The sequence below is a fragment of the Neobacillus sp. Soil_C_43 genome, assembly GCF_057656715.1.
In genome coordinates, this window is record NZ_JBDGJV010000008.1 from 38,430 (window position 1) to 63,314 (window position 24,885).

Annotated in this window: 19 protein-coding genes; 15 read left to right on the forward strand and 4 right to left on the reverse strand. The window is 38.8% G+C overall.

All coding sequences use genetic code 11. The annotated features are described in order from the left end of the window. Window positions 1-222 precede the first annotated feature (222 nt). Together AC3A54_RS12290 and AC3A54_RS12295 are read left to right on the forward strand one after the other, a co-directional pair. On the forward strand, window positions 223-963 hold the full coding sequence (locus AC3A54_RS12290) for a WecB/TagA/CpsF family glycosyltransferase (RefSeq protein ID WP_487654669.1): 741 nt from the start codon (window positions 223-225) through the stop codon (window positions 961-963). 12 nt (window positions 964-975) lie between these two features. After that, entirely contained in the window at window positions 976-2,082 is a 1,107-nt protein-coding gene (locus tag AC3A54_RS12295; RefSeq protein ID WP_487654670.1) for a glycosyltransferase, read from the forward strand. A 436-nt stretch (window positions 2,083-2,518) separates the two neighbouring features. On the opposite strand, the gene AC3A54_RS12300 is transcribed toward AC3A54_RS12295, so the two are convergent. Beyond that, window positions 2,519-3,625, reverse strand: a complete 1,107-nt coding sequence (locus AC3A54_RS12300) for a hypothetical protein (RefSeq protein WP_335544118.1) — start codon at window positions 3,623-3,625, stop codon at window positions 2,519-2,521. A 12-nt stretch (window positions 3,626-3,637) separates the two neighbouring features. Then, a complete protein-coding gene (locus AC3A54_RS12305) occupies window positions 3,638-5,080 on the reverse strand; it encodes an MBOAT family O-acyltransferase (protein ID WP_487654671.1) in 1,443 nt (480 codons plus the stop codon). Window positions 5,081-5,256: 176 nt separating this feature from the next. On the opposite strand from AC3A54_RS12305, the gene AC3A54_RS12310 reads away from it, so the two are divergent. The 3 genes from AC3A54_RS12310 (at window position 5,257) to AC3A54_RS12320 (ending at window position 7,739) form a co-directional block, all read left to right on the forward strand. Then, entirely contained in the window at window positions 5,257-5,406 is a 150-nt protein-coding gene (locus AC3A54_RS12310; protein WP_487654672.1) for a hypothetical protein, read from the forward strand. A gap of 90 nt (window positions 5,407-5,496) precedes the next feature. Further along, window positions 5,497-6,384 carry a UTP--glucose-1-phosphate uridylyltransferase GalU gene (gene galU, locus AC3A54_RS12315; RefSeq protein ID WP_335544120.1) on the forward strand — a complete coding sequence of 296 codons (888 nt, stop codon included), beginning with the start codon at window positions 5,497-5,499 and terminating at the stop codon, window positions 6,382-6,384. A gap of 293 nt (window positions 6,385-6,677) precedes the next feature. Then, the gene (locus tag AC3A54_RS12320) at window positions 6,678-7,739 is read left to right on the forward strand and encodes a glycosyltransferase family 4 protein (RefSeq protein WP_335544154.1); all 1,062 of its coding nucleotides are present in this window, start codon (window positions 6,678-6,680) and stop codon (window positions 7,737-7,739) included. A gap of 86 nt (window positions 7,740-7,825) precedes the next feature. On the opposite strand, the gene AC3A54_RS12325 is transcribed toward AC3A54_RS12320, so the two are convergent. Next, window positions 7,826-8,872 (reverse strand): LCP family glycopolymer transferase, encoded by a 1,047-nt coding sequence (locus AC3A54_RS12325; RefSeq protein WP_487654673.1) that lies wholly within the window; start codon window positions 8,870-8,872, stop codon window positions 7,826-7,828. Window positions 8,873-9,283: 411 nt separating this feature from the next. On the opposite strand from AC3A54_RS12325, the gene AC3A54_RS12330 reads away from it, so the two are divergent. Both AC3A54_RS12330 and AC3A54_RS12335 read left to right on the forward strand, forming a co-directional pair. Then, window positions 9,284-13,648, forward strand: a complete 4,365-nt coding sequence (locus AC3A54_RS12330; protein WP_487654771.1) for a bifunctional 2',3'-cyclic-nucleotide 2'-phosphodiesterase/3'-nucleotidase — start codon at window positions 9,284-9,286, stop codon at window positions 13,646-13,648. 145 nt (window positions 13,649-13,793) lie between these two features. Then, complete coding sequence (locus tag AC3A54_RS12335) at window positions 13,794-14,858, forward strand: glycosyltransferase family 4 protein (protein ID WP_487654674.1); 1,065 nt, start codon at window positions 13,794-13,796, stop codon at window positions 14,856-14,858. A 94-nt stretch (window positions 14,859-14,952) separates the two neighbouring features. Here AC3A54_RS12335 and AC3A54_RS12340 read toward each other — a convergent pair whose 3' ends face one another. Further along, window positions 14,953-15,591 carry a YigZ family protein gene (locus AC3A54_RS12340; RefSeq protein ID WP_308082472.1) on the reverse strand — a complete coding sequence of 213 codons (639 nt, stop codon included), beginning with the start codon at window positions 15,589-15,591 and terminating at the stop codon, window positions 14,953-14,955. Window positions 15,592-15,879: 288 nt separating this feature from the next. Here AC3A54_RS12340 and AC3A54_RS12345 point away from each other — a divergent pair, with 288 nt between their 5' ends. From AC3A54_RS12345 to AC3A54_RS12380, 8 genes are all read left to right on the forward strand, one after another. Continuing rightward, window positions 15,880-17,022, forward strand: coding sequence for a sensor histidine kinase (locus AC3A54_RS12345; protein WP_308082473.1), 1,143 nt, complete (start codon window positions 15,880-15,882; stop codon window positions 17,020-17,022). Between the two features lie 60 nt (window positions 17,023-17,082). Beyond that, complete coding sequence (locus AC3A54_RS12350; RefSeq protein WP_335544125.1) at window positions 17,083-17,769, forward strand: response regulator; 687 nt, start codon at window positions 17,083-17,085, stop codon at window positions 17,767-17,769. A gap of 229 nt (window positions 17,770-17,998) precedes the next feature. Next, window positions 17,999-18,838, forward strand: a complete 840-nt coding sequence (locus AC3A54_RS12355; RefSeq protein WP_487654675.1) for a DegV family protein — start codon at window positions 17,999-18,001, stop codon at window positions 18,836-18,838. 498 nt (window positions 18,839-19,336) lie between these two features. Further along, on the forward strand, window positions 19,337-20,335 hold the full coding sequence (locus AC3A54_RS12360; protein ID WP_487654676.1) for a nuclease-related domain-containing protein: 999 nt from the start codon (window positions 19,337-19,339) through the stop codon (window positions 20,333-20,335). Then, window positions 20,323-21,810, forward strand: a complete 1,488-nt coding sequence (locus tag AC3A54_RS12365) for an ATP-dependent helicase ComFA (RefSeq protein ID WP_487654677.1) — start codon at window positions 20,323-20,325, stop codon at window positions 21,808-21,810. The genes AC3A54_RS12360 and AC3A54_RS12365 overlap by 13 nt, the downstream gene beginning before the upstream one ends. Before the next feature lie 29 nt (window positions 21,811-21,839). Continuing rightward, window positions 21,840-22,556 (forward strand): ComFC family protein, encoded by a 717-nt coding sequence (locus AC3A54_RS12370; protein WP_487654678.1) that lies wholly within the window; start codon window positions 21,840-21,842, stop codon window positions 22,554-22,556. Window positions 22,557-22,810: 254 nt separating this feature from the next. Beyond that, the gene (gene hpf / locus AC3A54_RS12375; RefSeq protein WP_335544130.1) at window positions 22,811-23,359 is read left to right on the forward strand and encodes a ribosome hibernation-promoting factor, HPF/YfiA family; all 549 of its coding nucleotides are present in this window, start codon (window positions 22,811-22,813) and stop codon (window positions 23,357-23,359) included. Window positions 23,360-23,559: 200 nt separating this feature from the next. Further along, on the forward strand, window positions 23,560-24,864 hold the full coding sequence (locus AC3A54_RS12380; protein ID WP_487654679.1) for a DUF5667 domain-containing protein: 1,305 nt from the start codon (window positions 23,560-23,562) through the stop codon (window positions 24,862-24,864). Window positions 24,865-24,885 lie beyond the last annotated feature (21 nt).

Here is a 24,885-nt window from a genome sequence, read left to right on the forward strand (position 1 = left end):
TGCTCTTTTATTTTCCTAATCTATCATTCTATGTAAGACAAAGTGCGTTTACAGTGGACAATCCCGGTAATCCAAGAACGGGTCTTGTTCAGTGTTTGTCAAAGGCAGGTAAATCGCCTATAATTGTTTTTTAGAAAGACCTTCAAATAGACATAATATAACTTAAATCGAGCTTTTTCATATAATACTGATTGATGGCAAATTTCTATGAGGATGAAACTTATGACTGCTGAAAATAAAGTAAAGATATTAAATGTAGATTTTGATTTTACCACTAAGGAAAACCTGTTGGTGGAACTGGATGCCCGCATCGGGCAAGACAAGAAAACGTTTGTTGTGACAGCCAATCCGGAAATCGTAATGGAGGCCACGAAAGATGAAGCCTATTCAACGATTGTCAATAAAGCTGATTATGTCATCGCCGATGGAATCGGTGTTGTCATTGCCTCAAAGATGCTTGGTACTCCATTGCCGGAGAGAATTGCCGGCTATGATCTATTAATGGAATTATTAAGAATGGGTAATGAAAAGAAATGGTCCGCCTATTTTTTGGGCGCCAAAAAGGATGTAATCGAAAAAGCCATTAACACTATCCAAAAAAATTATCCCTTTTTACATATAGCAGGCTGGCATGATGGCTACTTTGATTGGGATTCTTCGGAAATCGCCGATGAAATTGCTGTCAAACAACCGGACCTTATTTTTGCAGCACTTGGATTTCCGCGGCAGGAGCAATGGATCTCGCAAAACATCGATACTTTTCAAAAGGGGCTTTTCATGGGTGTTGGAGGTAGTTTTGATGTAATTGCCGGCGAAGTAAAAAGAGCCCCGATTGCCTGGCAGAAAATGAATGCCGAATGGCTGTACCGTTTGTTGAAGCAGCCAAGCCGATGGCGGCGTATGATGGCCCTGCCTGATTTTCTGCTAAAGATTACGAAGGTAAAATTTACTTCCAGAAGATAAGGAGAAAAAGGGATGAAAATTCTGCATCTAAATGCCGGAAATGAAACAGGAGGCGGTATGGTCCATATTCTTTCTCTTTTAAAGGAATTAAAGAAGGAAGACGACCAATTTATTCTCGGCCTGTTTGAGAAGGGCTTGTTCTATGAAAAGGCGGTTTCTGCCGGAATTCACACGGTTTCTTTTGAACAAAGCTCAAGATACGATTTCGGCATTCTTTCCAAACTGATCAAGTTCATTAAAGCTGAAAATATTGCGATTATCCATACTCATGGGGCGAGAGCAAATTTTTATGGGTATCTGCTCCGGTGGATGACGAATGTGACTTGGTTTACAACTGTCCACAGCGATCCCAGAAATGATTTCTTGGGCCGAGGAGCAGTGGGCCGGTTTTTTACCAGGCTTCATCTTTTTGTCTTGAAGAAGCCGGATCATTTTTTTGCCATTTCCTCACGATTTAAAGACATGCTGCTGGAATTTGGGGTGGATATAAGCAAAATCACCACGATTTTTAATGGAATAGACTTTACTGAAGAAAAAACAGCCCTTTCGCAGGAAGTCTTGAAACTTTCTCAAGCGGATTTCGTCATAATAATGGTAGCTAGATTTGATCCCGTTAAACGTCATGACCTTGCAATTGAGGCATTTGGAAAATTTGTTGAAAACCATCCGGATGCCAAACTGCTGTTTGTTGGGGATGGTCCCACTAGAATTGAAATGGAACGATTAGTTGAGCAAAAAGAGCTTGCCAGCCAAGTTCGTTTTCTTGGATATCGCGAGGACATCAGCGCTTTGTTTACACTGGCGGATGTTACGATCTTAACTTCGAAAACGGAAAGTTTTCCCCTTGTTTTACTTGAATCTGCAAGGGAAAAAACACCTGTAATCACAACGGATGTCGGTGGGGTTCGAGACATGATTCCGGATTCATCCTATGGGTTTGTCCTTGAAAATTCCGATGTGAACACAATTACTGGTGCATTGGAAAAAATTTATGACCTGAAAATGCACCATAAACTCACCAAAATGGGTGAACGATTTTACCAATTTACCTCCAGTCATTTCTCCATCCAAAAGTTTGCAGAGAGCATATATAAGTCGTATAAATTGTTGAAAAGGTGAAAAATATTTCTTGAAAGGGAACTGTTTTAAATCCCAGAGGATATGTTCTTTGCTAAGCTTGATTTCAGGCTTTCTACTTTTTTATAAAAAAGGCCAATCCGGATGCTTGGCCTTTTGTGCGTACACCAGCCAAAAAACATGTCGATGCCTGTTTAAAACATGGATATCATTTAATTACCCTTTTGAAAACTAATAGGATAATAGTTCAAAAGGGTTTTTGCATACAAATTTCATATTTTGCCTCACAATTCATTCAAGAATCCCACTTTCACTCGTTTGCCGATAAAGGTGAACAGCATTGATCCATGGACGCAAATGCAGAGGAAGGTACCGGCAACCAGTAGGCGAAGGTCAGGTCGAAACAATAAATGAGGAGCCCAATTCATATACAGAAAAAAGGGACTGTCCAACACAAAGTTCGACAGCCCCTTTCTTTTTATTGCTGATTTTCAAGTACATATTGCTCTTTAATCGTACTCACTTTTTTCAATTGCTTGATATCGAAGCGGGTGATTTGCTTTTCAAAATTTTGCAGCTTTGCCGCGTATTCCTGTTCCGATTGGACGGGTTTATTTTTAGCCAAATAATCGAGAATCCAGTTATTGATAAATTGGTAATAATGAACCGTATCCCCCTGATAATTTTCGATATTATACGTTATTTCCTTCATATCTTGAAAATCGTAGACCTCTACGTTCGGAAATTTCCTCGTCAGCTCAAATACCGCTTTTTTGAATTTCAACCTTTCTGTCAGGTATTTTGGATTTTTTTTATAATAAGAAACATGATTATAAATTGGATATGGCGCATAGAAGAACGTAAATTTTGTATCTGGATGCGCCTTGACGAGCGGCAGCACATTCTTCTTAAAGGACATTAGCTGAACAGACGAATGCTCATATTCTGGAAATTCGACGGGCTGCACTCCATTTAAATACGCTTGGATATGGTCAATCGATTCAATGGGGGCGACTTGACCGAATTTATACAGCGGTTCCACTTCACGCCATTGTTCGTTCCCTTCGCGATTCGCCATCAGGTTTTTATAAAAAATCTCCACTGAGTAGGAATTAAACATGTATCTAATATCATTGATTTTGGTCCGGTCGTACATATAGGTTGGAAAATCGCTTGGAGGGCCCATAACCCAATCAGGCTCACCTGCAAAGGAGTAATAATTCAACTCCCAAATCACCCGTTTCAATCCAGGCTTATCGCGTAGTGCTGCCTCTGCCACCATTGACTGTTCTTTGGCTGTGGAGGCCGGTAGGGAAGCGTTGAACGTTTTGGCGCCCAGCTTTTCATCGGCAAAGCTTTCGCGAAAATTACGCCCCATCGAAGTAGCTGTAAAAAGCGTATCGTAATCCTGGTTTTTCAATAGACCCGGCATTTGATACCGTTCAGCCGCCGCATATTGCGGCCGGTATAGCTCTGCTTTGCGGAAATAAAATAACGGGTCAAGGATATACATAATCACCGCAATTCCCAAAAAAATCGCGGCAGACAAGATTGCCACTATAGATAGAAATTTTTTATGTGACATTTTGTTAACTCCTTAAAATTTAAAGTATAAAAATTCGCTGACCCTGTTTAGATACAGCAGGGAAATCACGGCAATCAAGCTGATAAACACAGCAAGGCGCAGGTTCGGCTTAAACGTATTCAAGCGTTCGATAGAATTTTTCGCAAACAAGGCGATTCCCAAAATGAATGCGAAAAGCAGCACCAATTTTAGGTCAAAATAATAGATTCCAGGTAAGAAATGGGTGCCAAGCCGCTCGTTAAACATGGCAGTTAATCCCGGTGGGAAATGGAACCCCTGAATGGTGAACATTTTAGTGAGCATCAATTTTGCTGTTGCCAAATCGGGTGAACGGAAGAAAACCCAGGCGATATGGACAAAGAAAAACGTGACAAACCAGGCAACAAACTTGGGAAGTTTTAAATTAAACGATTTCCAATAACGATAAATAACACTGGCAACCCCATGCATAATCCCCCAAATGACAAAGGTCCATCCGGCCCCGTGCCAGATACCGCTGACAAAGAAAATAATAAACAGATTCACGTAGGTCCTTAAATTCCCTTTTCTGCTGCCGCCAAGTGGAATATATAGATAATGGGTGAAGAACCGGCCCAAAGTCATATGCCATCTGCGCCAGAATTCCTGAATGTCAAGCGACCGATAAGGCGAATCGAAGTTAACCGGCAGCTTGATATTGAAGAATAAACCTAAACCTATGGCCATGTCGCAATAACCGCTAAAGTCAAAATACAGCTGTATTGTATAGGCTAAGGTGGTAACCCAGCTATCATAAAGCGTCAGGTGGCCAATATTGCTATAGCCTGAATTTGCCCAACCGGCGAATGTATCGGCAATGATCACCTTTTTAAACAGGCCGATTGAAAAAATATACAGGCCCGACGTAATATTGTTTAATTTGATCTTATAATTTGTACCATCATGAAGCTGGTCAATGATTTCCCGGTGATGGACGATCGGGCCGGCTATCAGGTGGGGGAAAAACGTTACGAAAAAGGCATAATCGAGCAAGGTATATTCCTTCGTTCCTTCACGGAAGGTATCGACCAAATAAGCAATTTGCTGAAACGTAAAGAAGCTGATTGCCAATGGCAGCGCAAGGTTCAGAAGGGAAATATCCGTCCTGAAAACGGCATTGATATTGGTCATAAAGAAATCGTAATACTTGTAATAGCCCAAGAGGCCGATGTTGAACAGTATGCCAAAGGTCAGGATCAGTCTTTTTACAGCAAGACCCTGAAGTTTATTCAGAATCGTTGCCAGAGTGAAATTGACCGCAATCGATGAAAGGATAATCGGCAAATACTTGACGTTCCAATAGCTGTAAAAATAAAGATTGGCGATGATAAAGAATATTTTCGCGATATTTTTATTTTTCAAATTCAAAAGCAGGTAATATCCCGCGAATACGACGGGGAAAAACCCGAGAATAAATATGTAGGAATTAAATAGCACTTCTGAACCCCCTAATGATGATATATCGGGGATATTATAACATAGGAGCAGGGTCGTGCGCATATTGTCGAAATGAACACTAAAAATTCGCAAATCGGTCCGTGGCAATTACAATGATCCTGTAACTTTTGTATTTTTACTTCTTCAATTTTCATGGTATATTAAGTGATACATCTGTGGTTTTTGGAGAAAGCAATGGTGTGCAGGTAGAAGCAAAAAATGCCGAATCGTTAAAAGATGGTATAAAAAAGCTCCTGAATCTTGAGGATGTTAAAAACAATCTTTTCAAAAAGGCCTTAAAAAAGCAAAGAAAAATAATCAAATAGTAATAAGGGAACGTGTAATCTCACTTTATCAATTACTACGGGCCTTTGAGCAGAATATAAAATCCTTTCATGAATAAAGAGGTGTGAACCATGTCGATTAAAAAAGCGGTAATTCCCGCAGCGGGCTTGGGGACGAGGTTTCTCCCTGCCACAAAGGCACAGCCGAAAGAGATGCTCCCGATTGTTGATAAACCGACAATCCAATATATTGTGGAGGAGGCGGTCGCCTCAGGTGTGGAAGATATCATTATTGTGACCGGCCGAAATAAACGGGCGATTGAGGATCATTTTGATTTTTCGATTGAGTTAGAAATGGAGTTAGAGGAAAAAGATAAACAAGAAATGTTGAAAATGGTGAAAGAAATTTCTAATATGGTCAACATTCACTATATAAGGCAGAAGAAACCATTAGGACTTGGGCACGCCGTTCAATGTGCAAGCAGATTTATTGGAAATGAGCCATTTGCTGTTTTATTAGGTGATGACATAGTGAAAAGTGATACACCTTGTTTAAAACAATTAATTGATATTCACGAACAATACGGCTGCAGTGTCATTGGAACAAAAATTATGCCAGATGAAGACTTACATAAATATGGAGTAATCAAACCGAGCAATAAAGATATATCCAGTAAAATTGTTGAGGTGGAGGATATGGTCGAGAAGCCGAGAGAAAATGCCCCATCTAATTTTGCGGTCATGGGTAGATATATTTTAACACCAGAAATATTTAATTACTTGCAAGATGTAGAGGTTGGCTATGGTGGTGAAATTCAGTTAACCGATGCTCTCAGAAAAATGGCAGAGAATGAAAAAGTCTTTGCATATGCTTTCGATGGAATCCGGTATGATGTTGGTGATAAATTTGGTTTCCTACAAGCAACAATCGAATTTGCTCTCGAGAGAGACGATTTACGAAACTCATTAGTTGATTATTTAAAGGAATTAAGTAAGAAAGATTATCTCCCATTTACTTGAGGAATGAAAAGTGAATGACCTTCCCCATTACTGGAGAAGGTTATTCGTGGATTTTTTTTATGACAATCTGTTAATATTTTAACAATTTCATAACATTGTTGATACAAAGGCTATAAACCAATGATTTCTATTTTCTTTAAAAATCACTTATGTTATAATCCATATGGGCAACAGGAGTTTTTAACTCTATTATTATAGTAAATAGGAAGAATCACTTTTATATCCCTATTTTGCCTATTCCCAATTCCTATAAAACTAAAAAAATAGGCAAGAAAAAAATCGGGAGGATCATGATGATATACATCACCTTAATAGTTTGCTTTATAAGTTCCATACTTCTTACTCCGTTAGTTAAGAAACTTGCATTTAAAATAGGGGCAACTGACCGCCCAAATCATAGAAAAGTTCATCAGAAAATTATGCCGCGCCTTGGCGGATTAGCCATTTATTTAAGCTTTATTATTGGTATGTTAATAATTCGCCCAGGAGGACAATATGCTACTCCTATTATCATCGGAAGTATCATCATTGTTGTTACTGGAATACTAGATGATATTATGGAGCTTTCAGCGAAAGTGAAGTTTATTGCGCAGATTGCTGCTGCAGGCCTCGTTGTTATTTGGGGCGGTGTCCATGTTCAATTTATCAACCTGCCTTTCGGGGGACAAGTTGAATTTGGATATTTAAGTATTCCGTTGACCATTATTTGGATCGTGGGTATTACTAATGCCATTAACCTGATTGATGGTTTGGATGGCCTTGCTGCAGGTGTTTCTTCCATTGCACTCATTACCATTTCTGGAATGGCTATTATTATGGGAGATGGATATGTAACGGCTGTTGCCTCAATTGTACTTGCAAGTACATTAGGATTCTTACTTTACAATTTTCACCCAGCGAAAATCTTTATGGGTGATACAGGTGCCTTATTCTTAGGTTATATGATTAGCGTATTATCATTACTAGGCTTTAAGAATGTAACATTGATTTCTTTTATCGTTCCAATTATTATTCTTGGGGTACCAATTTCTGATACATTCTTCGCTATTCTTCGTCGAATTGTAAATAAAAAGCCATTATCTGCACCAGATAAATCGCATTTACATCACTGTCTTCTTCGTGCAGGTTTCACTCATCGTCAGACGGTATTGATGATTTATGCGATGGCAGCATTTTTCGGACTTTCAGCAATCATTTTTTCTCAAGCTAAACTCTTGGGTGGCTTCTTTTACATCGTCATCCTGTTGATTATGATTGAATTGTTCGCTGAAATGATTGGACTGGTGGGCAAAAACTACCGTCCGCTCATCAAAATGATGCGCGTCCTGCTCGTCTCAACCGTACGAAACCGGTAAATATCAGGTGTTAGGCACATGCCTAACACCTTTATTTTATGACACAAAAAAACCGCAGCACCTGAAAGGTGCTGCGGTCTTCGTTTTTAATTTTCTTCTGAAGATGAGTCGCTGTCACTGTCACCATCATTTGAGTCTGAGTTGTCTTTATCTATTCCAAGATGAGTTTTTAGGGTTTCTTTTGCTTCTTCTAGGGAATCATCATCGAGTTTATAGTAGTAAATGCCAGTTGACATATCGTCATCACCTTTAAGGGTTAAGGTATCGATTGTTAAGCCGCTTCCTGCCAATCCGTAATCAATTAATGATTTCATATCATTGAATGACATGTTCGTCTCCATATTGTCGCCAACCGCTTTAATTATGTCAGTGTGCTTAGAGAAGGATTGAATAGAGAGAGCTTTTTTCACAATTGCTTTTATAATTTCTTGCTGTCTCATTCCTCGCATGACGTCAGTATCCTTATGTCTCGTCCTAGCAAGAGCTAGTGCCTGTTCCCCATTTAAGGTTTGGACACCGGGTTTAAGTCTAATGGCATTTTGACGGTCATTTGAATCTTGCTCAGAGAGTGCATACGGAACTTCAACTTCAATGCCATCTAGTGCATTAACTACATCAATAAATGCGTAAAAATTAACTTTCACATAATAATCAATCGGAATATCCAGCAGTTCCTGAACGGTATCAATTGTATATTTTGGACCGCCGTAGGCATGAGCATGAGTGATTTTATCATACTTATCTTTTTCAGGAATATAAACATACGAGTCACGCGGGATACTTAAAAGCTTTACCGACTTATCCTTTTTATTTAAGGTAGCAACCAAAAGGGCATCAGAACGGACAGCGCTCCCATATTGCTTTTTCCGTTTCTTGCTTTCATCTACCCCAATAAGAAGGATTGAGATATTATCCATATCAGGATTAACCGTCTCAGTTCGTTTAGAAACCGTTTTAACCGGCTTATAAGACTTACTTACTACGGATTCTGCTTTTTTCAATAAGAATGTAGCATATCCAGCTCCGGCAAGAGCAACGATTAAAAGCGGGACAATGATCCACATAAATATGCGCTTTTTTCTGCTCTTTTTCTTCTTTTGACTCATTCGCTGAGTACGTTGAAATTCGGGCATATCATTTCTCCTTTAGTATACGTCTTTATCATTATTTGTAAGTTTAGATTAGACCAAATTTCATTTTACAGGTTTTTAGCCACTACGTAAATTGAAACTTTTTGTCGAATATTGAAAAATATGATTCTTCTAAAATAATACGAGTTTTGCAATCACTCTACCAAATAGACGATAGTGCAATTGTTTAAGTTACATATTATATCAGAAAAGAAAATGAGTAAAATTACCTACAAAAATGGTAATGTTCTAAAAATTAAATATATAGTAAATTTACATACTATCTACAAAATACCAACAAATTTTTTACAAAAAAGACTATCAATCTCTTGGGAAAATTAGTAGAATAGTCTTGCAATACAAATATTTTTGTCGAAGGGCGGAAAAAGTGTGAAGAGACAGATCAAACGAAGCATGAAAAAACGTATGCTTAATGGTTCTCTAGCTGCTGCATTAGCACTTACAGTAGTTCCACTAAATATTTTCCCGCAGTCTGCAAAGGCTGAAGGAACTGCAAACACTGCAACACTTCGTATCTTGGAAACTACGGATCTTCATGATGCTGTAATGGCATATGATTATTATCAAGATACAGATAAAGGTGTCAACTATGGTTTAGCAAAAACTGCAACCTTAATTGGACAAGCTAGAACAGGTTATGAAAGTAACTCTATGTTGTTCGATGCCGGGGACTTGCTACAGGGAAATCCGATGGCAGATTATGTTGCTAAGGTTAAGCCTTTAACAGAAAATGATACACACCCAATGTTCAAGGCAATGAAAGAATTAAAATATGATGGCGGTATCGTAGGAAACCACGAGTTCAACTATGGACTAGGCTACTTAAACACCGCTTTAAAGAATGCTCCATATCCAGTTGTAAACGCTAACATTTATGTGGATGATAAGGACAATGATCCGACAAACGACAAAAACTACTTCACACCATACCAAATTATTCCTAAAAAGATTAAAGACAAAAATGGTGTAGAACAGACAGTTAAGGTTGGTATCGTGGGATTCGCACCACCACAGATCCTTCAATGGGATAAAGATAACCTTCAAGGCAAAGTTATCGTAAAAGATATTGTAAAGACAGCTAATAAATATGTAGCAGAAATGAAATCTAAGGGAGCAGATGTAATCGTTGCCATTGCTCACTCTGGCTGTGATGTTACAAACGATGGTCAAGAAGAAGCAGAAAATGCTGTATTCTCACTTAGTAAAGTATCAGGCATCGATGCCCTTTTATTCGGACATGCTCACTATGCCTTCCCAGGTGGTAAAGAGTTCCACGTAGGTGGAAAACTTGATCAACCAGATTTACCAGGACTTGATAACACACAAGGTACAATCAACGGTACACCTGCAGTTGAAGCAGGATATTGGGGTAATAACCTAGGTGTTCTAGATCTTGAATTAGTACAGCAAGAAGATGGTACATGGAAAGCAGACCGCACAAAATCAAAATCTGTAACTAAGCCAGTAACTGCTGATACTGCAGCTGACCAAACAATAGTTGATGCTGTTAAAACGGAGCATGAAGCTACACTTGCATATGTACGTGGAAAAATTGGGGAAACTACTTCACCAATGTCTAGCTATTTTTCACGTGTAATGGACGATCCAACAATCCAAATCGTAAACAATGCACAAACAGACTACGTTAAAAATTGGATTAAAACGAACAAACCAGAATTAGCAGACATCCCTATTATTTCTGCGGGTGCACCTTTCAAAGCTGGCCGTCAAGGTGCAACTGATTATACAAATATCGCGAAAGGCGATCTTTCAATTAAGAGTGCCAATGACCTTTATTTGTATAACAACACATTAAAAGCAGTTGAATTAACTGGTGCAGAAGTTAAAGAATGGTTAGAAATGTCAGCGTCACAATTCAACCAAATTGACCCTAACAAAGCTGATGCACAAGAATTAATTAACTACAGCTTCCAACCATATAACTTTGATGTAATTGATGGTGTGAAATATCAAGTCGATGTAACAAAACCAGCTCGTTATAATTTTACTACTGGTGATGTTGTTAGTGCTGATTCTCATCGTATCATCAACTTTACTGATATGAACGGTAAAGAAATTGATCCAAATCAAAAATTCATTGTTGCAACGAATAACTATCGTGCAACTGGCGGTGGTAACTTCCCAGGAACAAAGGGTGGAAAAGCTACAATCGTAGTTGATTCTCCATATGAAAACCGTCAAATTTTGATGGATTACATTAAAGATCAAAAAGTAGTAAATCCTGTTGCTGATAACAACTGGAAAATCGCTCCTGTTGGTGGAGTAGCTAAAACATTAACATTCAAATCTTCTCCAGCAGCTAAAGATGTACTAGCATCAGCTCCAAATGTTAAAGATGTTGCTCCATTATCTGATGGCTCTGGTTTTGAACAATACACACTAGACCAAAACGTACATGTTCAATTATTAGGAATCAATGACTACCATGGTCAGCTTGATACTTGGAGATCAATTAAAGACAAAGATGGTAAAGTTGTCGATTACTCTGGTGGTATTGAATGGTTAGCGGCTTACTTGAAAGACAGAGAAGCAGCAAACCCAGCTAATACCCTAATGTTACAAGCGGGTGACCTTGTTGGAGCAAGTCCTCCAGTTTCTGCATTATTACAGGACGAGCCAACTATTCGTTTCATGAATGAACTTGGTTTTGACGTAGGAACAATCGGTAACCATGAATTCGATGAAGGCGTAGTAGAAATGAAGCGTCTAATCAATGGTGGAGATAATCCAAAAACTGCTCAATATGAAGCAAAATATGGCAAATTCACTGGTTCAACTATGGATTACGTTGTAGCAAACGTTGTTGACGAGAAAACAAACGAACCAATTTTACCTCCATATACAGTGAAAGAAGTAGATGGCGTTAAAATCGGCTTTATCGGTGTAGTAACAAAAGATACACCATTAATCGTAACTCCAGCTGGTGTTGCAGGTGTTAAATTCACTGATGAAGTAACAGCAATTAATAAGTATGCAAAAGAATTAACAGATAAGGGCGTTAAAACAATTGTTGTTCTTGCCCACAACCCTGGAACTTCAAAGACTGATGGTACTGCAGCAACTGGACAAGTTGTTGATATGGCAAAAGCGATTGATTCATCAGTTGACGTAATTTATGGTGCGCATGACCATAAATACCTAAACACAAATGTTGAAGGAAAAGTATTAGTCCAATCTTGGTCTTACGGTACAGCCTTCTCTGATATTGATTTAACAATTGACCCTGCTACTGGGGATGTAATGAAGGATCAAACTAAAGCTGAAGTAGTAGACACACTTCACAGCAAAATCACTGCTGATGCAAAAATCAAAGCAGAACTTGATGGCTACCAAGAAGATATTAAGCCTATTGTAAGCAAAGTAGTTGGTTCTACATCTGCTACAATCACTAATGTGCAAAATGCTTCTGGTGAATCTGCACTTGGTAACTTAATTGCTGATGGTATGCGTGCAGTAACAGGCACTGATTTCGGATTTATGAACGCTGGCGGTATCCGTAACCCACTTCCAGCTGGAACGATTACTTGGGGCGATTTATTCAAGGTTCAACCGTTTGGTAACGACCTTGTAACAATGACTGTCACAGGCGATCAAATTAGAACGTTATTAAATCAACAATTCCAAGCACCACCAAGCTATAACAAGATCATGTCAATTTCTGGTCTTCACTATACTTGGACAGATTCACAGCCTTATGGCAGCAAAGTTCTTGATATCTACACTGAAGATGGTTCATTAATTGATCCAAAAGCAGAGTATACAATTACAGTTAACAACTTCATGGCAGACGGTGGAGACGGCTTTGCAGTTCTTAAGTCTGGTAAAGATCGTGTAACAAACATGGTTGACTTAGACGGATTTGTTCAGTATTTCAAATCTCTACCACAACCAGTTTCAGCAGAAATTGAAGGTCGTATCCAAATTGATAACTTTGTTGAACAACCAGATGTTTACGTTACAAATTATGACCAGTCCGTATATGGTTACACTGAGCCTCTTGCAAAAGTTGTTGCAAATGTTGGTGGTAAAGTGATTGGTCAAGCAACTGCAGATGACGAAGGTTACTTCGAAATCGAGTTAGACGCTCCATTAGCTAAAGGTACTGTAATTCGCTTAGATATTACAGACAGAACTGGAAACTTGGCTCCATTTGATATTACAGTTGATGCTGCAACTGGCTGGATCTGGGTTGGCGATGGAGAAGAAGGTCATTGGATTTATGTTGATCCTCAAACAGAAGTAGCTTATGCAAATAAGTGGCTTAAAGATGAAGATGGACTATGGTATCACTTCGACCAAAACGGTTTCATGGAAACTGGCTGGGTTAAAGTGAACAAAAAATGGTACTTCTTAGACGAAGACGGTGCAATGCAAACGGGCTGGTACAAAGAAGATGGCAAGTGGTATTACTTAGATAAAGTTAACGGAGACATGAAAGTTAACTGGTATCAAGTAAAAGGTAAATGGTACTTCTTTGATGCTACCGGTGCTATGAAGACCGGCTGGGCTTTAGTTGGCGGCAAGTGGTACTTCCTAGATCAAACAAACGGTGATATGAAGACTGGTTGGGTATTCACTGGCAAGAAATGGTATTTCCTTGCTTCTAGCGGTGCAATGCAAACTGGTTGGGTATTAACTGGTGGTAAGTGGTACTACCTGTACAAAGATGGTAGCATGGCTTACAACACAACAATCAGCGGTTACAAATTAGGTAAAGACGGAGCATGGATTAAGTAATCTATGCAACACTGAAAGAGGTAATTCCTTTGGGGATTGCCTCTTTTTCTTTTTTTTAAATCTGCAGTTTTTCCGATTTTTACTAAGCTATCTTTGTTTTTGTTTTGTCTTTAATGGACAAACTTAATAACAAGGAGGATGTTTAATGCTGTATCTTACCTTTATAGTATGTTTTTTTATTTCCATCTTTATTACTCCACTTATTAAAAAACTCGCCTTTCGCATTGGCGCGACCGATCGTCCAAACCATCGGAAAGTTCATCAGTCAATTATGCCAAGGCTAGGTGGCTTAGCCATATTTATTAGTTTTATGGTAGGTATCTTCCTATTAAGACCAGATAACCCGTACTCTACTGGCATCTTCATTGGCTGTCTAATCATAGTAATCACCGGTTTTTGTGATGATATGTTTGAATTGCCGGCAAAGTATAAACTTCTCGGTCAATTAGCTGCAGCATGCTCGGTTGTTTTTTTAGGTGATTTGCAAATGGTATTTATTAACCTTCCATTTGGCGGTCAGCTTCAGTTTGGTTTTTTAAGTATTCCTTTTACGATCCTTTGGATTGTTGGAATTACAAACGCCATTAATCTAATTGATGGACTCGATGGGCTTGCTGCAGGAGTTTCGTCTATTGCCTTAATCACCATTTCTGGAATGGCGATTATTCAAGGGAATTTATACGTGGTGGCAGTGGGGTCAATCGTCCTCGCAAGCACGCTAGGCTTTTTGATTTACAATTTTCATCCTGCGAGTATTTTTATGGGGGATACAGGGGCCCTTTTTCTAGGGTTCATTATCTCTGTTCTTTCACTGCTGGGTTTTAAGAATGTAACTTTTATTTCCTTTGTTATTCCAGTTATTATTCTTGGCGTGCCCATATCTGATACCTTATTTGCGATTATCAGACGAATTATCAATAAACAGCCATTATCAGCACCAGATAAATCTCATCTTCATCACTGCATGTTGAGAATGGGCTATTCCCACCGTCAGACCGTGTTACTAATTTATGCCATGGCTGCATTTTTTGGACTTGTCGCAGTCATTTACTCCCAGGCCAGAATTGGTGGCGCTCTTTTCTTAATTGGGATTGTCGTCCTAACTATTGAGATTATTGCTGAAAAAATTGGTTTAATGGGAAAGGACCATCGTCCATTACTAAATATGGTTCGAACATTAAAAATGAGTACGGCAAAAGATCGATCATAGTAAAAGGGACTCAAAATTGAGCCCCTTTTCGTTTTTTTTCCCAATTGCGTTCTTTCTAAAGACCTACTATAATCCACAGTAAGACATACCTGTTTTACCTTGAGAAATCTTCTTCTAGATAAATTGTATCACCTTTAGTTAATGTGCATTGGCCGTTCGTTAGTTCTACCATCCAATCCATAAAGTTTTGGACCTGACTTTCATCTACGAACGTTTCAACTTCAACTACATCCAAATAGTGAATTTCTTTTATGGTGAATTCGGAGGCACGCAATTCCTTTTCAATTTTTCCTAGCCAGGTATAGTCAATTTTCACATGGATAATCTGTGAAAGTCTTCTTTCGACAATACCAATTGCGTCTAAGCCTTCGGATGTCGCCTTTCCGTAAGCACGAATCAGGCCACCTGCACCTAATTTAATTCCACCAAAATAGCGGGTTATGACAACAACGGTGTCTTTTAGCTTTCTTTTTTTCAAAACTTCAAGAATAGGTACGCCAGCTGTTCCACTTGGCTCACCATCATCATTAGCCTTTTGAATGTGATCATGCTCACCAATGAGATAGGCTGAACAGTTATGTGTAGCATTCCAATGTTGTTTCTTAATCGCCTGAATGAAATCCTGTGCTTCCAACTCCGTTTCAGCTCTGTTAATATGTGCAATAAAACGGGACTTTTGAATGTTGATTTCATGTTCTCCTAATGTTTTTACAGTATAATATCGAGACAGCATGTAAGGCCCCTTTCCTTAAAAGAAAAAAATATAAAATATTGCTGTAATATACCTTTAATATGGTAGTAAAGTTCGAATGTTATAATAGGCCTAGTGGGTGAAATACTTTTCTATTTTATTAAAGTATAGTTTAATAGGAATAAAGGAATAAAGCAGTAAAAATAATATTATTATTATACTACTTTCAGACTTATAATGAGGTTTTTAGAAAAGTTTTTTATTGGTTTATTCTAAAGTTTGTTAAATAAAGCGTAAGGCCTAAAGGGAAAAAAATCCCGGAGGAATGTGATGAAAATTAAGCAAATTGATATGAAATCGATTGATGAAATTCGTGAAGAAATGATTGATACCGTCACCTGTAGTAAAAGTGATATTTTTCGTATTGGTGAGAAATGCCGTCATGACTATGAGAGCATGACAAATGAATTAGCTAATATTAAGCAAATGATGGTTAAGCTTATTGAAGAGGGAGACCAATTGGAAGAACAGGTCAAAGAAGCACGTTTGACTCTTTCAGAGGTCAGTATGAATTTTAAACATTATACTGAGGAAGAGGTTCGTGAAGCCTACGAAAAAGCACATCAGTTACAAATGGATTTATCGATAAACTGGCAGTATAAAAAACAACTGCTTGATAAAAGAGATGATCTTGAACGAAGACTTATTGGATTAATTGATACGATTGATCGTGCTGATCAGCTTATTTCACAAATTTCTGTTGTGATGAATTATTTAACCAGTGACTTAAAACAAGTCGGTGAAGTATTAGAAGATGCTAAAGCAAAGCAAGACTTCGGTTTGAAAATAATTGAAGCGCAAGAGGAAGAGAGAAAGCGATTGTCACGGGAAATACATGACGGTCCAGCACAGATGCTTGCCAATGTTATCATGCGCTCGGATTTAATTGAGCGTGTCTTTCGTGAAAAAGGCCCAGATGAAGCTTTCTCTGAAGTCAATAGCTTCAAAAAAATGGTGCGTTCAGCACTATATGAGGTGAGAAGGATTATTTATGACCTACGTCCAATGGCACTGGATGATTTAGGTTTGGTACCTACCCTCAGAAAATATCTACAAACAATCGAAGAATATCATAAGAATTCCAAAATAACATTTGTGAATTTGGGCCTAGAGCGCAGGCTTCCAACTAAGTACGAAGTCGCGTTGTTTCGAATGATCCAAGAATCCGTTCAAAATGCGCTCAAGCACGCGAATGCCTGTGAAATCAAGGTGAAACTAGAAATAACCAACAATGATATCACCGTGCTCATTAAGGACAATGGGGGAGGCTTTGACACCTCTATTAAGAAACCTGAGTCTTTTGGAATGATTGGCATGAGAGAGCGGGTTGACTTGCTTGATGGGGATATTACCTTTGATTCTAAAATAGGCAAAGGGACAGCGGTTTGGATTCGAGTACCATTGACCAATTAAAAAAGAAGATTCGTTGACTGAAAAAATATTAATACTGAGAAGGATTAGGGGGAAATGAGAATGTCTACTAAAATTGTCATTATCGATGATCACCAACTATTCAGAGAAGGCGTTAAAAGAATACTTGAGTTTGAAAAATCATTCCAGGTTGTAGCAGAGGGCGATGATGGCAGTGAAGCATTAGGTCTTGTCCAAGAATACCAGCCTCATGTTGTCATTATGGATATTAATATGCCCCAAATGAATGGGGTCGAAGCAACCCGCGAGCTAGTAGAAAAATACCCTGATACAAAGGTTATCATTTTATCCATTCATGATGATGAGAATTATGTCACACATGCTTTAAAAACAGGAGCATGTGGCTACTTATTAAAAGAAATGGACGCGGATGCCCTGATTGAAGCAGTTCGAGTTGTGGCAGATGGAGGATCCTATTTACATCCAAAGGTTACTCACAATCTAGTCAATGAATATCGCAGATTGGCAGCTGGCGTTTCAGGTGGTGGCGGTGGCTACGTACCAACACATGAAATTCGCCGTCCATTGCACCTGTTAACTCGTAGAGAGTGCGAAGTGTTACAAATGCTTGCTGATGGTAAAAGTAACCGTGGAATCGGTGAAGCCTTATTTATCAGTGAAAAAACAGTGAAAAACCATGTGAGTAACATTTTGCAAAAAATGAACGTTAACGATCGTACGCAAGCAGTAGTCGTTGCTATTAAAAATGGCTGGGTGGAAGTAAGATAATTGATAAATAGTTTGAAAGTACGTGGGGCATGCTTTGAAAGCATGCCCCACTTTTGTTATATAGCTTCTTTTTATATAATGCATTTTCCTTCAGTTTCATATAAAATAGACATTATGTTAGAAATGAATAATCGCTCATTTATTTTTGATGTGGGTGGCATCATGGAGGTTCGGAATTTTAGTGCGATCGAACCAAACAGTTTAAAAAGACAAGGATGGTAACTAATATATGAAAACGGCAGTTGTCACGGATAGCACCGCCTACATACCGAAGGAATTACGAGAGAAATTTAATATACATATGGTCCCGTTACATGTCATATTTGGTGATGAAGTATATCGGGAAGAAGTGGATCTTCATGCAGGCGAATTTTACGAAGAGGTAAAGACGAAAGAGCTGCCAACTACCTCCCAACCACCACTTGGTCAGTTTGTTGAATTATTCGAACGATTATCCCAAGAGTACGATGCAGTTATTAGCATCCATCTATCAAGCGGAATAAGCGGTACATATCAAGGAGCTGTCACGGCCAGTACGATGGTTGAGGGCATCGATGTATATCCGTTTGATTCAGAAATCAGCTGCATGGTACAAGGTTTTTATGCAATTGAAGCAGCAGAGTGGGCGGCACGCGGTAGAGATGTTGCGTCCATTATGAAAAGGCTCGAAGAAATGAAAAAATCGGCTCGTGCTTACTTTATGGTCGATGACCTCGCACACCTTCAGCGAGGTGGGCGTCTTTCAAGTGCACAGGCATTTATCGGAAGTTTGCTACAGGTAAAGCCGTTGCTACATTTTGAGAACAAGGTGATTGTTCCGTTTGAAAAAATCCGAACCCGTAAGAAAGCATTGAAACGTATGGTGGACCTGCTAGGCGAAGATGCGTTGCAAGGTGGGAATTATCAAGCCGTTATTATCCATGCCAATCGTGAGGAAGAAGCAAAGGAGTGGCGGACAGAATTAGCCGCCATGTATCCAAACGTAGATTTTTCTATTGGTTATTTTGGTGCAGTCATCGGTACCCATCTAGGAGAAGGATCCATGGGAATGGGCTGGATGAAAAAATAAAAATCTTCAATATGCTGCCATTCCGGCTTTAGGCCGGAATGGTTTTTATTTTTTATACAAAGGTAATATAAAACGGAGTTTGGCGGAATAATTGTGAAAGTTGGCGGAAATACGCCATGAGTTGGCGGAATACCTCAGAAAACTGGCGGAATAAAACAGCAGGATGGCGGAATACCAGTTCAAAGCCGCGGAATCCCCGCTAGTATGCAGCAGCGAACATGTTTAAAACTAGGTTTGTATTTATAGTAATTGGTCACTTTATTGAGTCTTGGCGGAATTATTGAGAAAGTTGGCGGAAATACGCCATAAGTTGGCGGAATACCTCGGAAAACTGGCGGAATAAGACAGTAAGTTGGCGGAATCCAAACACAAACGCGCGGAATCCCCTCCGAGCATGCCAATTATTTCAAACAAAAATAAAAAACTTCGACAATTAAGAAGGAATTTTTCCAGCATTTGTAGAAATTTATCAAAAAAAGAAAAGGAGTGACGATACAATTGGTATTAAAAGAACTACCTTTACCGCTGAGACTTATATTGACAAACATAGTAAAGAAAAGGTTAATAAAAGGTCACAGTAAACATTCAATTATAGAAAAAGACCTAGCTAAGAGATGGGCAGGATACTGGGGTGAATTTGCCCTATCAAATTATCTCAAAGAACTCCCTCAAGAAAAACACTTCATTTTTTATGATCTCCAATTAAAACACAATGGTGTTCACTTCCAAATTGATGCATTACTAATTTCCCGTACTCATATCCTAATTATTGAAGCAAAGAACATTATTGGAATTTTACAGTTTGATAATGTCTTCAAACAGCTTATTCGGATCAACAATGATGGCAGCGAAGAGTCCTTTGAGGATCCACGTGTTCAAGGTCAGCGTCTTCAATCTCTTTTAAGAGGTTGGATGAGGTCAAATGGTTACGATTTGATGCCCGTTGATTACCTAGTTTTTTTTAAGAGTGCGACCAATACTATACTAAAAACAAACTCTAACGACAAAACGGATTTAAATAAAGTATGCAAAGATAGAGACCTATTTAATAAAAATCACGCACTGGAGCAACGATTTAAGAAAGAACTGATTGATATGGAGACACTTAACCATATAGGGAAATTACTCTTAAGCCATCATAGTCCAAAGGAAATAAAAATTTTAGAAGAGTACAAGCTGACAGGAAAAGATATCCATAACGGAGTATGTTGTCCTAATGAAAAATGCCTTCATACACCTATGGAATATAAAAAAGGAAATTGGGTTTGTTCGAAATGCCTCCTAACCTCGAAAGATGCCCACATAGACGCACTTAGTGATTACTATTACTTAATTAAGCCAACCATTACTAACTCAGAACTTCGAATCTTTCTCCATCTCCCTACAAGTGATACTGCTCAAAAAATTCTTCAAAGATTAAAATTACAAGTGACAGGCAAAACGAGAGATCGAATCTACCACCTTCGACCCAATGAGGTGCCCCTATGCGTTTTATAGTAAAGGATGGACTGATACTCCCAGACCTCACAAACATTGAATCCCTTCCCATCTCCAAAATTCCAACGATCCCTCATCCGCCGCTCAATCTACTATTCGCCTATAATACCGATCTACAAAAGTTACTAAGTGGTAAACAACTTCTCCTTGAAGATCTCCCAATACATCTCACCGACACACAAACTCATTATCAAAATGGCTATATAACCTACCGAAAAGGGATTGAAAGAAGCGGAGACAAGTTCATCTGTACTCGGTGCGGAAATAAAGACCAGCAAAAGTTTGCATCCTATCCATGCTCGAGGTGTAGAGAACAGTGTCATTATTGCCGCCATTGTCTCATGATGGGGAGAATTAGCGAGTGTACACCGCTTATCGGCTGGTGTGGCCCTGAACCTGACATACCGCTTCCTAAAAACATCATGGCCTGGAACGGAAAGCTTTCACCTGGCCAATTGACTGCTTCAAACCATGTGGTAGAAGCCATTCTGCAAAATCAGGAACACCTGATTTGGGCCGTTTGTGGAGCCGGTAAGACAGAAGTACTGTTTGCAGGAATAGAGGCAGGGATCAAGGCTCTTAAAAGGATCTGTATTGCAACTCCAAGGACAGACGTTGTCCTAGAACTCACGCCCAGATTAAAGGCAGCCTTTCCAGAACTGACTATTGCCTCCCTGTATGGTGGAAGTGAAGACCGCCACTTATTCGCTCCCCTTACCATTGCGACTACACATCAACTGCTTCGTTTTTACCATGCTTTTGATGTCATTATTTTAGATGAAGTCGACGCGTTCCCTTACACTGTGGAGGAATCCCTCCAGCATGCTACCATCCAGTCGCATAAACCTAATTCAGCCATGATTTACTTAACTGCCACCCCAAATGAAAAATGGCAAAGAGAATGCCGCACTGGGAAAAGAAATTTTACTACCATTCCAGCGAGATTTCATCGTCATCCACTTCCGCTTCCAGAATTTGTTTGGAGTGGCGATTGGCAAAAGCTACTCAAAAAAGACAAATTTTCAGCCATTGTGCTTCGCTGGATTGAGAAACGACTTCATGTAGGCAAACAGGTGTTACTATTTTTCCCTCATATCACTTTAATGGAAAAAGCATTAAATATCCTTCAGCAAATAAATCCTGAAATTGAGGCCGTACATGCAGAAGACCCTGAAAGGAAGATGAAGGTTCAACGCATGCGAGATAAGCAAATCCCCTTACTCTTAACGACAACGATTCTAGAGAGGGGAGTCACTTTCCCAAATATCGATGTGGCCGTTGTTGGGGCGGAGGATCCTATTTTTACTGAAAGTGCTCTTGTCCAAATTGCCGGAAGAGCAGGAAGGAGCAAGGACCATCCTGATGGAGTAGTCACTTTTTTTCATTACGGAAAGACCGACGAAATGCTAAAGGCAAGGAAGCAAATTATCTCCATGAATCGTGAGGGGAAGAAAAGAGGTTTGCTTGATTTATAAAGGGGTATTCAAAAGAAAGGAAGTAAGGTATGTATCCATTCCAATCTGATTATTGTCTCATTTGTCATTCAGTGATTATGCCAATCATAGGTTGGAGAGCCCTCTTCTCAATTGAAAAAGAAAAGTATATTTGCTCCACGTGTGAAGGGAAATTTGAAAAATTGGAAGGAGAATCATGCCGTATCTGTGGCCGTCCCCTTCACCTACTCGAGGAGAGATTTCAAATTGGCGATTTGTGTTATGATTGCTTTCGTTGGGAGGAAGATTCGGAGTGGAAGAATCTTCTCGAAAAAAATCACTCCTTATTTCACTATAATGAGTTTTTAAAAGAAGTCATTTCCCAGTTTAAATTCCGCGGAGATTATGTTCTGGTGAAGATATTTGTTGAGCTTTTTCAAAAGGAACTTATGAAAGTGGATATGGATGTTCTTGTCCCTATTCCATTAAGTGAAGAGCGGCTTTATGAACGTGGGTTTAACCAGGCAAAAGCTCTAATTGTAGAATCAGGCTTTGCACCACAGGAACTACTCACCAGAGTTCACTCTGAAAAACAATCGAAAAAATCAAGGTCGGAACGGATTCATGTCCCTCAAGTTTTTAGGATTGAACCAGAAATAGATATAGCAGGAAAAAGAGTGGTTTTAATTGATGATGTTTATACAACCGGATCTACCCTCCGACATGCAGCAAAGCTTCTAAAGAGTGCAGGGGCTGAAAGTATTCAATCATTGACCCTGGCAAGGTGACGTAAGTAGCATATTCAAACCCGTCGACTAAGCGTAATGGTAGCAAAATCTACTAGGAAGTAATATAATAAAAATGAACAACCATTCATTTTAGAAAAAAATACCACTTAAGTCAAATGAGATTTAAACCATTGTCACTATTTGCTTGTTGTTTTTGTCAATAATTCGACAAAATTATTGTTCTGATTTAGCAGGATTATCATAGGGTAAAATAGAAATGTTAATACATAGCCTTAACTAAAGGAGGAGTCCACATGAACTATAACGTGCGTGGCGAAAACATTGAGGTAACTCCAGCAATTAGAGAGTATGTAGAAAAGAAAATTGCTAAATTGGAGCGTTATTTTACAGAGGCACCGGATGCAAAGGTAAACGTGAATCTAAGATTCAATCAAGATAAAACTTCTAAAGTAGAGGTAACCATTCCGCTACAACAATTAGTTTTACGTGCAGAAGAAACAAACGTTGACATGTATGCAGGTATTGACTTGATTACCGATAAGCTTGAGCGTCAAATTCGCAAACATAAAACAAAGGTCAATCGTAAATTCCGCGAAAAAGGGGACTTCCCAATTACTTTTGCAACTTCTGAAAACACAGAAGTAACTGAGTTGGACGAAGATGATCTTGAATTAGTTCGTACAAAACGTTTTGATTTAAAACCAATGGATAGTGAAGAAGCGATCCTGCAAATGAATTTGCTTGGTCATAGCTTCTATGTATTCACAAATTCAGATACTAACCGTACAAACGTTGTCTACAAGCGTAAAGACGGCCGTTACGGATTAATTGAAACACATTAATTAACTAATAGAACGCTGTCCTCCACATGTGGGGGGCAGCTTTTTTTTATAACAAGAATTTATGCCCCCTAGATTATTGGAAAAAACTATTAATATATGAAAATTTTAAAAACATACAAATTTTTTTACAAGTACCACCATAAAAATGAAAGTCATGGACGAACACTCTAGTATCAAATAAATAGGGGGCAATTTTCGACATGAAATCTAAAAAGGTAGCACATTTCGTAACTAGTGGTATGCTTGCTTCAGCAATTATTTTCTCATTTGGTACAGGTTCAGCTTTTGCAAATGGTGATGGAACTGAAACAACAACTGAAACAGGTACTGTAACTGAACCTGTTGAAAATACAACAGTTGATACTGGGGCAACAACTGAGGATAACGCAACTGAAGATACAACATCTGAGGCAATTGAAACAGAAACAACTACAGAAGATTCAAGTGCAACTACTGAGGAAGAATCAACTGAACAATCAGATGAAGCTACAACAGAAGATACAGAAGTAGCAGATGAAGAAGAAGCTCCTTCATTAATTCCTGGTGATTTCTTCTATTTTGTAAAATTAATGGCTGAAAAAGTTCGACTTGCATTCACTTTTGACGATTATAAAGAAGCACAGCTTTTAGCAGACTTTGCTGCAGAGCGTATTGCAGAGGCAAATGCATTATTTGCTGAAGGAAAAACAGATGAGGCTGCAGCTCTATTAAAAGAAGCGATTGCAACACAAGAACAAGCTAACGACAAAGTTTCTGAAGAAACGACAACTGGGGAAGATACTGTAAGTGATACAGAAGGTGAAGTTTCAGATCAAGCAGAAGCTACTGATGAAACAGAAGCAACAGATGAAACAGAAGCAACAGATGATACTGAGGTCAAAGTAAATAGTAAACTTGCTCATAACATTGATGCTTTATTAATGGCTCTTGAACATGTTGAAAACCCTAAAGCTCAACAATCACTAATGAAAAACATTCAAAAATCTTTTGCTAAGTTAGAGAAAAAGGCTGCTAAACTTGAAAAGAAAGATGCTAAGTTTGCTAAGAAGATGAAGAAGCTTGAAGATCAAGTGAACGGCGATGAATCTTCTGATGATGAAGTGGCAACTGATGAGTCTACTACTGAAGAAACATCAACCGAAGTGGAACAAGAAACAACTGAACAAGAGACTGAAAACACAGAAGCAGTAAGCAAAGATGTAGAAAAGGAACAAGCAGCGGCAAAAAAAGCAGAAGAAAAGCAAAGAGAAGAAGCTAAAAAAGCTCAAGAAAAGCAAAGAGAAGAAGCTAAAAAAGCTCAAGAGAAGCAAAGAGAAGAAGCTAAAAAAGCTCAAGAGAAGCAAAGAGAAGAAGCTAAAAAAGCTCAAGAAAAGCAAAGAGAAGAAGCTAAAAAAGCTCAAGAAAAGCAAAGAGAAGAAGCTAAAAAGTCTGAAGAAAAAAAGCATGAAGAAGATCACCATGAAAAAGGTGACGACAACGAACATCACGGTAAAGGTAACCATTAATATCACAAACAAAGGTGCAGC

Coding starts and splice junctions, on each gene's coding strand:
- AC3A54_RS12290 (WP_487654669.1), top strand. CDS start 223: ATGACTGCTGAAAATAAAGTAAAGATATTAAATGTAGATTTTGATTTT.
- AC3A54_RS12295 (WP_487654670.1), top strand. CDS start 976: ATGAAAATTCTGCATCTAAATGCCGGAAATGAAACAGGAGGCGGTATG.
- AC3A54_RS12300 (WP_335544118.1), bottom strand. CDS start 3,625: ATGTCACATAAAAAATTTCTATCTATAGTGGCAATCTTGTCTGCCGCG.
- galU (WP_335544120.1), top strand. CDS start 5,497: ATGTCGATTAAAAAAGCGGTAATTCCCGCAGCGGGCTTGGGGACGAGG.
- AC3A54_RS12320 (WP_335544154.1), top strand. CDS start 6,678: ATGATATACATCACCTTAATAGTTTGCTTTATAAGTTCCATACTTCTT.
- AC3A54_RS12325 (WP_487654673.1), bottom strand. CDS start 8,872: ATGCCCGAATTTCAACGTACTCAGCGAATGAGTCAAAAGAAGAAAAAG.
- AC3A54_RS12330 (WP_487654771.1), top strand. CDS start 9,284: ATGAAAAAACGTATGCTTAATGGTTCTCTAGCTGCTGCATTAGCACTT.
- AC3A54_RS12335 (WP_487654674.1), top strand. CDS start 13,794: ATGCTGTATCTTACCTTTATAGTATGTTTTTTTATTTCCATCTTTATT.
- AC3A54_RS12340 (WP_308082472.1), bottom strand. CDS start 15,591: ATGCTGTCTCGATATTATACTGTAAAAACATTAGGAGAACATGAAATC.
- AC3A54_RS12345 (WP_308082473.1), top strand. CDS start 15,880: ATGAAAATTAAGCAAATTGATATGAAATCGATTGATGAAATTCGTGAA.
- AC3A54_RS12350 (WP_335544125.1), top strand. CDS start 17,083: ATGTCTACTAAAATTGTCATTATCGATGATCACCAACTATTCAGAGAA.
- AC3A54_RS12355 (WP_487654675.1), top strand. CDS start 17,999: ATGAAAACGGCAGTTGTCACGGATAGCACCGCCTACATACCGAAGGAA.
- AC3A54_RS12365 (WP_487654677.1), top strand. CDS start 20,323: ATGCGTTTTATAGTAAAGGATGGACTGATACTCCCAGACCTCACAAAC.
- AC3A54_RS12370 (WP_487654678.1), top strand. CDS start 21,840: ATGTATCCATTCCAATCTGATTATTGTCTCATTTGTCATTCAGTGATT.
- hpf (WP_335544130.1), top strand. CDS start 22,811: ATGAACTATAACGTGCGTGGCGAAAACATTGAGGTAACTCCAGCAATT.
- AC3A54_RS12380 (WP_487654679.1), top strand. CDS start 23,560: ATGAAATCTAAAAAGGTAGCACATTTCGTAACTAGTGGTATGCTTGCT.